Here is a 12,616-nt window from a genome sequence, read left to right on the forward strand (position 1 = left end):
GGGAGAGGGGGAGAGGGGGAGAGGGGGAGATTGGGAGAGGGGGAGATTGGGAGAGGGGGAGAATTAGGAAAATCTTCCTTTATTCTCCCGACTCCCAACTACTGACTACTGACTACTGACTACTGACCACTGACTCCCAACTACTGACTATTGACTACTGACTACTGACTACTGACTACTGACTACTGACTACTGACTACTGACTACTGACTACTGACTTCCTTCTTAATGTGCCCAGAGAATCACACCAGCTTCATAGGGGCTGCTGAGATTGTCGTGCTTCGGCAAAACGCGCAAGGACAAACCTTGTAAACCGCTAGAAGTATAAGTAATGTCAGCCGTATAAAGGCTAGCATTGTGAGAATCTTCTCCCAAATACTCCATTACCACCGGCACGCCGCCGACAATATCGCCGTTAGCATCAACCGAACCTTGATAAAGTTCCACTTGCACATCCGCAGGCGTCAATCCCATCAGGTTGATGCGAGATTTAACCGCGATCGACTGATTGACCTTAACTTCCTTATCCTGGGAAATATCAACAGCCTCAATCTTAATGTCGTTCCACTTCGCGAGAACGTGCTTCTTCCAGTGAGACAATTCCTTCGCCGGAGCACAATTATCCGAAGTCATGGTGTGGAAGCGATCGCTCACGGGGAAATAAGCCCGCCGCGCGTAATCCTTCACCATCCGAGCTGTATTGAAGAAAGGACAGTTCAAGCGAATTGAATCCTTCATTTTCTCCGTCCAACCGCGAGGAATTCCATCAGCATCTCGGTTGTAAAACAGCGGTACAACTTCCTTTTCCATCAAGTCGTACAAAGCATTGGCCTCAACCTCATCCTGATACTCAGTATCTTCGTAAAACTCCCCATGTCCGATCGGCCAACCGGTGCGAACATAATCCGCCTCATCCCACCAACCGTCAAGAATGCTCAGATTCGGCAAACCATTCATCGCAGCTTTCATCCCGGAAGTACCCGAAGCCTCGCGGGGGCGGCGGGGCGTATTCAGCCACACATCGCAGCCAGATACCATCATCCGAGCGACGTTAATGTCGTAATTCGGCAGAAACACCATCGAATTGATAGTTTCGTGTTCGCGGATGAAGTGAACGATATCCCGAATCAATTCCTTACCCGGAATATCCATCGGGTGAGCCTTCCCAGCAATCACAAACTGCACGGGGCGGTTTTGATCCCGCATGATCCGCATAATTCGATCGACATCGCGCAAAAACAGCGTCGCCCGCTTGTAAGTAGCAAAACGGCGCGCAAACCCGATCGTCAGCACCTTCGGATTGAGAGCCTCGCGCGCGTATTCGATTTCGGTTTGAGCCGCACCGCGCTCGCGCAAGGTCTTTTGCAGCCACTCCCGCGCGAATACCACCAACTCCGATCGACAGCGTTCGTGATTCCGCCACAATTCCTCGTCAGGAATCGACGAAATTCTGTCCCACAGGCGATCGTCCTTGCGAGTCATTTCCCACTCCGGGCCAAGGTATCGATCGTACAATTCCTGAGTAGACTTCGCCACACAACTGCGAGCGTGTACCCCATTCGTAATCGAAGTAATCGGCACTTCTTCTTGAGGTAAACCCGGCCATAACCCCTGGAACATCGGGCGCGACACCACACCGTGCAAAGCCGCCACCCCGTTGACAAAACTCGACATCTTTATTGCCAAAATTGCCATATTCAGAGGTGCGGACAAATCGCCAACATTCTCTCGGCCCAACGCCAGAAACTCATCTTGCGACAAGCCAAACATCTTGGCATATTGACCCAGATAGTGCATCACCATATCCGGCTCGAACAAGTCAAACCCAGCAGGCACCGGCGTGTGAGTCGTAAACATACTGCTCGAAATCACCACCTGTTCTGCTTCCACGAAACTCAGGTGATATTCCTCCATCAGCATCCGAATCCGTTCCAAAGCCATGAAAGCCGCGTGGCCTTCGTTCATGTGATAAGCCGTGACTGTCAAGCCCAGGGCCTTGAGCATTTTCACGCCACCGATGCCCAGCATGATTTCTTGGTGCATCCGCAGAGTTTTGTCTCCGCCGTACAGTTGGTCGGAAATATCTTGGTCGTAGCGGCTGTTAGGTTCAATATTTGTATCCATCAAGTACAAAGGAACAGTTCCCACTTGTACTCGCCAAATCCGCGCGTACACCTTGCGGCCTGGATAGTCTACCTCAATCCGCAATTCCGAACCGTCGGGATTGCGTTCTAGGTGGAGCGGCATATTGTAGAAATCGTTCAGCGGATAGCGTTCTTGCTGCCAGCCGTCGGCGTTGAGATACTGCGAAAAATAGCCTTCTTGGTAGAGCAAGCCCACGCCGGCTAAGGGCAAGCCCAAATCGCTAGCTGATTTGAGGTGGTCGCCTGCGAGCACGCCCAAACCGCCGGAATAGATTGGTAGGGCTTTTACTAAGCCGAATTCCATCGAAAAGTAAGCGTAGCATTCCTGGCGCTCTGTACCGCGCTCTTTGCGATACCAGGCGCGGTTTTTGAGATAATCGTCCAACTGCTGGGCGGCTCGTTTCATTTGGGCAATGAAGCCGTCGTCTTCCGCCATTTCTTGCAGTCGCTCTTGGGATATGGTTCCCAGCATCAGTACCGGGTTTTGGTTGCTGGAGTCCCACAGGTCTCGATCGAGGCGGCGGAATAAGTCTTTGGTGTCAACGTTCCAATCCCAGTGCAAGTTGTAGGCAAGTTTGCGTAGGGGTTCGAGAATTGTCGGTAACGAGGGCGAAACGTTAAATGTGCGAATTGGCTGCATAGACTAGGCTTTTATGTTGGAGTAGCGATATTTTCCTCTGTCTTTAGCCGCAAGTCCGTGATTCTGCACACTATTTTAAGTTTTTAAGTGGCGCGGGCGATCGATCGCACTCTTCCGGGCGCAGTTGCAACCGCGTCGATACCAACAAAACCCACCTCCGTGGGTTGAAGAAGACCCGCCGTCTTTTTCAACCGTCTCAACCGCTATTGACCAATGCTCTGATTTGCGATCGAGGACGATCGTCACAAAAGAGGATCGCGCGCGCGTGCGGAATGCGAGTCCGCTCCATAAAAGCGGACTCGCATTCCGCACTAGCAAGCAATTTTAGATAGGTAAATTGACCAGACACTATACGACTACTGACTACTGACCACTGACTACTGACTACTGACTACTGACTACTGACCACTGACTACTGACTACTGACCACTGACTACTGACCACTGACTACTGACCACTGACCACTGACTACTGACTACTGACTACTGACCACTGACTACTGGCAAATTATGCAATTTTGACTTTCCGCAACAGAGAATTTACCAAAAGTTTACTAGCATCGCCGGCCGAGAGCGCCTTGCTAAAATAGTGACCCTGAATTTCTTGACAGTGGAGCGATCGCAAACAATCCAACTGCTCTTTAGTTTCTACTCCCTCTGCTACCACGCTCAAATTCAAATCTCGACCCAGCGTCGCTACAGCATTGGCGATCGCCCGTTCGGACGGATCTGTCGTCAGCCCGTTGATAAAAGATTTGTCGATTTTTAAGATATTCAACGGAAACTTTGTGAGATAACTTAGAGAACAATAACCCGTGCCAAAATCGTCCAGCACAATCTGCACTCCCATATTCTGCAACTCCCTCAGAACTTTTGTCGTATAATCCACATCTTGCATCGCTGTACTTTCGGTAATTTCTAACTCTAAATACTTCGGTTCTAAACCAGTTTTTTTCAAGCAGTTCGTCACCATTTCCACTAAATTAAATTGCTGAAACTGCCTGGCCGAAAAGTTGACTGCTACCCGCAAATCAGGTTGCAAAGCATCCTGCCAAGCTTTATTCTGAGTGCAGGCAGTTTGCAGCACCCATTCCCCAATAGCTACAATTAATCCGTTGTCTTCTGCCATCGGAATAAATGTAGCGGGCGAAACTAAACCTAATTCTGGATGGTGCCAGCGCAGCAGGGCTTCCATACCCTGAATTTTCCAAGTAGTGATATTGACTTTTGGCTGGTAGAAAACCTCAAATTCTCCCTGTGCTAATGCTTCGTGGAGCCTGTTTTCCAGAGTCAGCAATTGGCTGCCTTGCGGATTGATTGTTGAAGTATATAACTGATAGTTATTTCTTCCCATGTCTTTAGCGCGGTACAAGGCCGCATCGGCATTTTTGACTAAAGTTTCGGCATCTTCGCCGTCGTTGGGATAAACGGCAATACCGATGCTGCTGCTGACGTGAAACGGCTGTTCTTCTAGTTTAAAAGGGGGCTTTAAATAGTCAATAATTCTTTGAGCTGTTTTAACTGCATCTTCTAAGCAATTGAGATCGGGAAGCAGTACGGTAAATTCGTCGCCTCCCCACCGGGCTACCGTATCAGTCGATCGCAAAGTGTCGCTGATCCGTCCGGCAAAACTTTCTAAAAGGCGATCGCCCGCAGCGTGACCTAGTGTATCATTAATTTTTTTGAACCTATCCAAATCTAAAAACATCACAGCCAGCATTTTTTTATTTTTTTTAGCTTGTCTTAATGCTGCCGTCAGTCGCTCGTTAAAAAGTATCCGATTCGGTAAACCCGTGAGTTGATCGTAAACCGCTTGATAGCGAATAATTTCTTCAGCTTGCTTGCGCTGAGTGATGTCCATCATCGTACCGATCGCCCTTACTGCTTTGCCACTTTCATTGCGGATGATGTACCCGCGATCTAACACAAAAACATATCCCCCATCTGCACGATGAAAGCTATATTCCTCCGACCAAAATTCAGCATCAGATTTCATTGTTTCGTTGAAGCTTGACATCACTCTTTCCCGTTCTTCGGGATGAATGTTTTGCCACCACAAGTCAAAGTCTATCGTCTGAGTATCGTTGAGTTTGTATCCAAATACTTTTTCAAACTCTTCGCTCAACCAATACTCATTTTTTGACAAATTGAAATCCCATACTGCATCATTTGTGGCCCTAGTCAGCAGGTGAAAGCGTTCTTCACTTTTGCGGAGTTTTTCTTCAGATTGCAAGCGTTCCGTGACATCTCGAAAGCTGAATACTCGACCAGTAATTTTGCCTCCGGTGTGCTGGGGTAACGAGTAACGCTCGAAGATTCTGCCATCTTTAAACTCAATAATATCGTAAGTTTCAGCCGCCGGACGATCTGACCATTCTTTAGCGCGGTTGACAAAGATTTCCGGGTATTTTAACTGGTTGATTCCAAACTCCAAAATTTGGTTGTGATCTCTCGAATTTAGTAGAACATCTGGCACCTGCCACATTTTGGCAAACTTGCGGTTAAAGCTGACAACTTTTCCCTCGCCGTCAACCGCCAGAATACCGTCAGCAGTAGATTCAATGGTTGCTTGAAGCAACGAAAGAGATGTTTCTAATTCTAACTCTGCTAATTTGCGATCGCTGATATCAAAGACTGTGACTAATATTGACGGTTTTCTCTCAAATTTAATAATATTTACAGTTGCTTCTATCCAGCGTGATTCTCCGGTTTTTGTGATAAATTTTACTTCATATTTTGAGCCTGCCGTTTCTCGCGGATGGCGGGATTTACCCCATTTTTTAACTATTTCATGAAAATCTGGATCGATCAAGTCATATAAATCCAACGCTAGCAATTCTTCCCGACTATATCCAGTGAAAGCTTCTGTCTGAGAATTGACATAACGCAACTGTCTGCGCTGATAGATCAATGCAGCAGCATTAACAGTTTCTATCAGTTGCCGAAACTTTTTTTCACTGCGCCGCAAATCTCTTTCAGCCTGCTTGCGATAGGTAATATCTTGTGCTACATATAACTTGCCGCTAACCTTACCTTTGCCATTCCGAATAATTGAAATAGAAAGCAGCACAATTATTTTTTTTCCATGTTTGGAAATATAAATTTTTTCGACATTGCGAACAGAATCTTCGGTCGTTAAATTTTCTAATTCTAACCCCGTTGGCGGCGCTTCATTTTTATGAAAAAGTCCGGCTATTGGTGCGCCTAACAACTCTTTTTTTGAGTATCCTAAAAGTTGACAAGTAGCTTGATTTAACGATAGGATACGACCGCCAGGGGTAGTCGCAATTATCGAGACGCTCATTTCCTCGCAAATATCGAAGGCGTATTCGGCAGTTTGCTGCAAATCTTGGGTCATTTTAGCAATAGTATCTCGGATATCCTGTTCTTTTGGTAGATGCAACAATTGATATGCTGCTGTTAGCTTGTTCTTGTCTGTTTCAGGCTTCGATTTAATTAACCCGATCGCCTGAGATAACATACCTACCCCATTCATCCTGATTAATAAAAAAATTGACCCCAAAATAAAAGCCAGATAATAATCAATAATTTTAAAACTTAAAATAGGCTCTTTTTGAGGATTTTCCTGAGACTGTATAAAATTGTCGCTTGGTTGAGCGATCGGTGCTATTGGGGATGATTGAGCCCCAAATAAGTCAGCCATTGCAGAATTAGCGCCAGATGCCGATCGCAAATAGCTAATTTTGTCAGGCGCTACCACACTTGCTTCTACAGTACGATTTCCACCTCCATCCCCTACACTTAGCGGCAATATTTTTGCATTAATGCAACATTCCACACCAAACACAGCAGCAGTTAAGTATCCTAACATTAATTTACCAGTAATTTTCATGGGTTCCAATTGCTAACTTTAAAAAAATGCTTGACCGCCGTAAAAAATGTGAACAACTTGAACGTAACTGTAGATGCGACCCAAAAATATATCCGACCTTAATTTATTGTAATTGTGTCAAATAAATTTACGCAAGCAGTAATTTATTTGCATAACTAATTATAATTTGAATCATAATTAAAAAGCTGTCATCGGCCATTGTGCTACAAATTATCCGCCATTATGCCTAGACACTGACTGGAGCGCGCTAAAATTAGATAATTGTGGTGAGGAAGCGACAGAGATTTGTTATAAAAATAAACAACAGGACTGACGCACGGATGCCTATAAACCGGATTTCGGCGGCGCGGTAACTGAGCGGAGTCGAAGCTCAACCAGCAATTTTTTCACGAAAATATTTTAGTTGCAGCCCCCAGCCCCGATCTAAAACCAAGCGATCGGACTTCCTGTGCGTCCAGAAATCAACAATTAGCTTAAAATCGATGCAGAAATCCACTAATTGAACCAATGAGTCAGACAATCCCAGAACTCCAAACAGAAGTCCGCCGGCTGCAAGCAGAAATTGCCACCCTGCAAGAGTCGCGGGACAAACTTTCTTCCCAGCGCTCAGAGTGCCGAGTGACAGTCAGCTTTCCCAAAAATAATACTCCTGAAGCCATTGCCGAGTTCCATCAGCAAAATGCTGTCTTTGGGGAGCAATGGTTGCAGCAAATTCAGGAGATTGACCGAGAAACTCAAATTATTGAAAAGCAACTGCAACAAAAACAGGCGGTACTCGATTACAAACAAGGCGAACTAGACAAATTGCTAGCCGGACAGCACTGGCAAGAAGTAGAAAACAACGTTCACACCGGAGAAAAGCGCTTGCAAGCACAAGCTCGCAGAATTAATCAAGCAGCAGCGCAACTAGAGGCAGAAATTCAAGCTTTAAAAGCACTGTACGACCAACTAAATCCCAGTTATTCCGAGTGGTTTCAACAACCAACTGAAATTGTAGAATTTTCCGCAAAAACTATTCCCTACGCTTGGTCTAGCAGTCATAGCTTGATATTGGGAAACAAGGAGATTGAATTGGATAAAAAATAGTTAAATATGGTAATATTTTAACGTAAATTAGTATCGTTGAATATCGCCATTGTCGAATTACTCAATAAGTGTGAAACTTCCGATGTCGATATTTAAATGGTTGGGAACATCTCAGTTTTTACTCGTTACCAGGCTCTGCCTGGTAATGCAGGTTCGGAGGCTCTGCCTCCCTAATCGTTTGCTCGTTACTCGTTACCAGTTCGAGCGAAAGTAACGCAGATCCAGAGGCTCTGCCGACCTTTTTGGGTGCGGAGGTATAGCCTGGAAGTTAATTCAGCAACGCCGGATTGCTATACAGTTCGCGCGTGCGAAACAATATTATCGTTGTCAATCTACCAGACATGATATTAATGTAAAATATAAAATAAAACAGCCTAAAATTTTAAATAAACTTACTGATGAAACAATTGATTTGGATAGCCCTATTTATTTTGGTTGCGCTGGCGGCTGTGGGTTGGGGTTCTGGTTCGTGGCAGCGGTTATCGGCAGTACCGGAAGTGTCGGTAGTGCGAGCAACCGACACTTTCCAAAACCCCTCTCCACCGCCGCTGACTGTTGAAAAAAATGCTGTACTCGCGCCCCAAATTGACAGATCTCGGTTATGGAAACACGTCGAAAATCTAGTAGGAGAACGCGATAGAGAAGAATCTCGCTCTTTTAGTAGAGACTACATTTCCCAACAATTGCAAACATCAGGATTTTTGCCAGAGTTGCAGCCGTTCGATGGCGGAATTAACGTCTTTGCTGAGAGAAAAGGTACTGACTCAAATGCAGGTAAAATTTTAGTTGCGGCACACTACGATACTGTACCGAAATCGCCAGGGGCTGACGACAATGCGACGGGAGTTGCAGTAGTTTTAGAAGTAGCAAGATTGCTTGGTTCTCGTCCCACTCCTCGGACATTACAAGTAGCATTTTTTGACAGGGAAGAACTCGGACTTTTAGGCAGTTTATCATTCACCGGTAGCGCGGCGCGGTTAAAAAATTTGCAGGCAGTGGTAGTTTTAGATATGGTTGGTTATGCCTGTCGCACGTCTGGGTGTCAGCAATATCCCGAAGGGTTGACGGCGCAACCTTTTCTAGAAGCATCGGGGGTAACTTCTCCCGACAAAGGCGAGTTTATTGCTGTAGTTGGGGATGCGGAACATCCGCTGCTGTTGAAAACTTTTGCTGAGTCGGGAAACGCCGATTTGCCGCCAGTGGTGGCGCTGCCGGTTCCTCTGAAAGGGTTGCTGACTCCTGATGTTTTGAGAAGCGACCACGCTCCTTTCTGGTATAAAGGAATTGGTGCTGTGTTGGTGACGGATACTGCAAATTTGCGATCGCCCCACTACCACCAGCCTACTGATACACTAGCAACTATCGATCGACCTTTTTTCACCGGTTCTGCTCAAATTGTGGTTAATGCCACAGCTAAATTATTAGAAATTCAATAATTGGTAATTGGTAATTGGCAATTGGTAATTGGTAATTAGGTTATTTCCTTCTTCCTTCTTCCTTCTTACTTCTTACTTCTTCCTAATTGAGTGATGAATGATAACCTTCGCGAGCTTGGACAGCACTGATGACTAATAACCAATAACCAATAACCAATAACCAATAACCAATAACCAATAACCAATAACCAATAACCAATAACCAATAACTAATAACTAATAACCAATAACCAATAACTTTTTCTTAATGACTAACAAAGAAAGCTTAAAACGGCATTTACTGCAACTAGACAATCGAAGCTACAAAGCTTACAAAGAGATTCAAGGTAGCTATAACTTTGATGAATTTACATTGATTATTGATTACGTACAGGGAGATCCCTTTGCCTCTCCCAGTAAATTTAGAGTCATAGTTCCGCCAGAAATTGCTCGAATTCCCCACGAACTTTTTAAATCCCGCAGTCGAGAAATAGCCCTGCGAGATTACCTAACTCGCCAGTTTGACAAAGCCACATACAGCAATAGCAGCAAGCGCGGCACTGGCAAAAGCGGTTTGATTGCAGTGACTCGCTTCGGACAAGAAGTTTTAGAACGAACTGCCGCATTTATTATTTCCTCAACAGCATCAGATATCGCAGATTTAGGAGGAGTTGAACTGCGATTTGTTGTGGGACTTCCCGCAGGCGGACGCAGTATTTTAGGGCAACAAGCTGCTGAAATGCTGTGCGAAGATATCCCGCGAATTGTCAGCCAATCTCTGAAATATTCTAGCTTAAATGCAGCGGAATGTCGCCGTCACGTTGAAACCGTAGAAGATGCTGACTGGCTGCGGCAGCAGTTAGCTGAAAAACAATTAGTTGGGTTTGTTGCTGATGGTTCTATTTTGCCCCGCCGCAGCGGTGTTGACAATCGCCCTTTGTTAAATGATGCTGTGGCTTTTGTGTCGCCGCCTTCGTTAAAAGTTGAGTTTAATTGTCCGAATCGCGGTGAGATTTCCGGTATGGGTATTCCGGCTGGCATTACTTTGATTGTTGGCGGCGGCTATCACGGCAAATCAACTTTACTCAGGGCGATTGAGTTGGGAGTTTACAACCAAATTCCGGGAGATGGTAGGGAATTTGTTGTGGCAAATTCGGCGGCGGTTAAAATTAGGGCGGAAGATGGCAGAAGTGTTGCCGGAGTGGATATTTCTCCTTTTATTGCTGGCTTGCCGCAAGGTAGAGATACGGCACAATTTTATACGGAAAATGCGAGCGGCAGTACCTCGCAAGCTGCTAATATTATTGAGGCTTTGGAAGTGGGGAGAATGCCTGTTTTATTGGTGGATGAGGATAGGGCGGCGACTAATTTTATGATTCGCGATCGCAGAATGCAAGAACTCGTCGCTAAGGATAAGGAACCGATTACGCCGTTTATCGATAAAGTTAAACAGTTGTATACAGATTGTGGTGTATCGACTATTTTAGTCATGGGGGGAAGCGGCGATTATTTTGATGTGGCGGATACTGTGATTTCAATGGATAATTTTCAAGCATATAACGTGACGGAAAAAGCTAAAGAAATTGCTAAGAAATACTCTATTAGTCGCGCTGCTGAAGGGGGGGGAAGTTTTGGTGAGATTACTCAAAGAGTGCCGATTCCAGCTAGTTTAGACCCTAGTCGGGGACGGCGAGATGTGCGGGTGAAGGTGCGGAATGTTGATGAATTGGCTTTTGGAACTGAGGATGTTGATTTGGGTGCGATCGAGCAAATTGTGGACAGCGGACAGTTAAGGGCGATCGCTGCGACTATGGTTTATGCTAAGCAGCAATACATGGACGGGAAACGCACTTTGTCGGAAATCATTGATTTGGTGATGGCAGATATTGATGGGCGCGGGATGGATATTTTATCTTCTTTTCCTGAAGGGGATTTTGCGATGTTTCGACGCTTTGAATTAGCGGCGGCAATTAATCGGCTTCGCAGTTTGTCTGTTGTTGCTAAGTAGACTTGCTTAATATAAGTATTGTTGTCCTACTTTTGATATGCTTACAAAGGTGATTGCAAAAAATGCTACTTAAATATGATAGGTAATATAGGACAAGCCACTGCGGTAGTGCCCTGAAGGAAAGGATCGAGATGATCGAACAAAACCGACTTCAAAGAAAAGTAGATATCTAGAGTGGTAAACTAGCATTATAATGATGCACAAAACGCCAAATAGAAGCAATATAATTTTCCAATTTCTTAGAGAAGAATAAGCTTTTTCTCACCAAGCTAGATACTCGTTGTCGAATGGTGCAATTGAAGCGCTCGATATAGCTCGTGGAACCACTATCTTTGTCTACACTATGATGACGTTTAAGTAGGTCGGCGCAAAAAAACTGAACTATGTTCAAATAAGTAAAGAAAGAGAATACATCTACCTACTTAACTCAATATATGGCCGCTAGATTAAGGGTATTCCTGACTCAACAACAAGACAACACTCTATTAGAACTGAGAATTGCGGAGGTTCCACAAAAAGTCAAAGATAGAGCAGAAGTAATTAGATTAAATGCACATGGCTGGTACGTTGAAAAAATAGCTGCTCATTTTAAGTGGACTCCACAAATAGTGAGAGAAGTTTTACATAAATGGTCGCATCTAGGCAGGGAAGGGCTTTGGGAATCGCCTGGTCGAGGGGCAAAACCCAAGTGGAAAGAGTCAGATATAGAGTTTTGAAAAGAATGCCTCAAAAACGAACCACGTACATATAACAGTCTTCAGTTAGTCCCGAAATTAGAAAAAGAACGTTCTGTTCAACTAAGTACCGACCGATTAAGACGGATACTAAAAAAAGGTTGATTTGGAAACGTTAGAGAAAAAGTCAGAACGGAAAACAAGACCCCATAGTACAAGAAACTAAGCAATCCGACTTAGATATGTTGTAATTAGAGGCAGGGACGGGAGGAATTGACTTAAAGTATTTAGATGAATCAGGGTACGAGTGCGTGGAGTGAACCTGGTTATACTTATTACCCAATCGGTGAGCAAAAACGGTTGGAACAAACTTTCGCGGCGTGGTCGCAGACTAAGTATTGTCGGACTTATTCAACCCTTAATCAGTTTTGTTTACGGTAAGCGTAATTGGGGGTGTTGATCGAAAGCTTATATCAAAATGATGGAACGAGAAGCCCAGGAAGCTGCGGAGATTGGACGACTGAGAGTAATCGTACAAGACAACGGCCTTGGGCACCGATGCAAAGAAGTCCAAGAGTTATGGCCGCCTTGGGAAAATCAAGCCCTATATATCTTTTTTTGCCCAAGTACTGTTCAGAAATGAACCCCATTGAATTGGAGTGCAACACATTAAAAAATATGAATTAGCTGCGACATTTGTTTGATAATGAGTTAGAGCTTGCCTAGGCCGTAATTCATGGAGTAGAAGTTAGACGACAAAGGGGAAACTACACTACACCAAGTCTTAAGTTTAACTC

6 protein-coding genes and 2 pseudogenes are annotated in these 12,616 nt (G+C 44.9%); 4 read left to right on the top strand and 4 right to left on the bottom strand.

All coding sequences use genetic code 11. The features are described 5' to 3' along the window. Window positions 1–225 precede the first annotated feature (225 nt). From glgP to QUA97_RS09730, 3 genes are all read right to left on the bottom strand, one after another. On the bottom strand, window positions 226–2,784 hold the full coding sequence (gene glgP, locus QUA97_RS09720; RefSeq protein WP_194069310.1) for an alpha-glucan family phosphorylase: 2,559 nt from the start codon (window positions 2,782–2,784) through the stop codon (window positions 226–228). Between the two features lie 75 nt (window positions 2,785–2,859). Further along, complete coding sequence (locus QUA97_RS09725) at window positions 2,860–3,102, bottom strand: hypothetical protein (RefSeq protein ID WP_333116626.1); 243 nt, start codon at window positions 3,100–3,102, stop codon at window positions 2,860–2,862. 189 nt (window positions 3,103–3,291) lie between these two features. Next, window positions 3,292–6,636 carry an EAL domain-containing protein gene (locus tag QUA97_RS09730; protein ID WP_228050183.1) on the bottom strand — a complete coding sequence of 1,115 codons (3,345 nt, stop codon included), beginning with the start codon at window positions 6,634–6,636 and terminating at the stop codon, window positions 3,292–3,294. Window positions 6,637–7,143: 507 nt separating this feature from the next. Here QUA97_RS09730 and QUA97_RS09735 point away from each other — a divergent pair. From QUA97_RS09735 to QUA97_RS09745, 3 genes are all read left to right on the top strand, one after another. Then, on the top strand, window positions 7,144–7,722 hold the full coding sequence (locus QUA97_RS09735) for a hypothetical protein (protein WP_194069281.1): 579 nt from the start codon (window positions 7,144–7,146) through the stop codon (window positions 7,720–7,722). A gap of 398 nt (window positions 7,723–8,120) precedes the next feature. Further along, window positions 8,121–9,158: a M28 family peptidase gene (locus tag QUA97_RS09740; RefSeq protein ID WP_333194506.1), complete on the top strand. Its 1,038-nt coding sequence runs from the start codon at window positions 8,121–8,123 to the stop codon at window positions 9,156–9,158. Between the two features lie 247 nt (window positions 9,159–9,405). Then, window positions 9,406–11,145, top strand: a complete 1,740-nt coding sequence (locus QUA97_RS09745; RefSeq protein ID WP_333194507.1) for an ABC-ATPase domain-containing protein — start codon at window positions 9,406–9,408, stop codon at window positions 11,143–11,145. Between the two features lie 169 nt (window positions 11,146–11,314). Here the strand turns inward: QUA97_RS09745 and QUA97_RS09750 are convergent. Continuing rightward, window positions 11,315–11,497: pseudogene (locus QUA97_RS09750) on the bottom strand (IS1 family transposase); the annotation flags it as partial. 82 nt (window positions 11,498–11,579) lie between these two features. Here QUA97_RS09750 and QUA97_RS09755 point away from each other — a divergent pair. Next, a pseudogene (locus QUA97_RS09755) lies at window positions 11,580–12,506 on the top strand (IS630 family transposase). The last annotated feature ends 110 nt before the right edge of the window (window positions 12,507–12,616 follow it).

The sequence above is a fragment of the Microcoleus sp. CZ3-B2 genome, from assembly GCF_036705055.1.
In the GTDB taxonomy this organism is placed as follows: Bacteria; Cyanobacteriota; Cyanobacteriia; order Cyanobacteriales; family Microcoleaceae; genus Microcoleus.

Coding starts and splice junctions, on each gene's coding strand:
- QUA97_RS09730 (WP_228050183.1), bottom strand. CDS start 6,636: ATGAAAATTACTGGTAAATTAATGTTAGGATACTTAACTGCTGCTGTG.
- glgP (WP_194069310.1), bottom strand. CDS start 2,784: ATGCAGCCAATTCGCACATTTAACGTTTCGCCCTCGTTACCGACAATT.
- QUA97_RS09735 (WP_194069281.1), top strand. CDS start 7,144: ATGAGTCAGACAATCCCAGAACTCCAAACAGAAGTCCGCCGGCTGCAA.
- QUA97_RS09745 (WP_333194507.1), top strand. CDS start 9,406: ATGACTAACAAAGAAAGCTTAAAACGGCATTTACTGCAACTAGACAAT.
- QUA97_RS09740 (WP_333194506.1), top strand. CDS start 8,121: ATGAAACAATTGATTTGGATAGCCCTATTTATTTTGGTTGCGCTGGCG.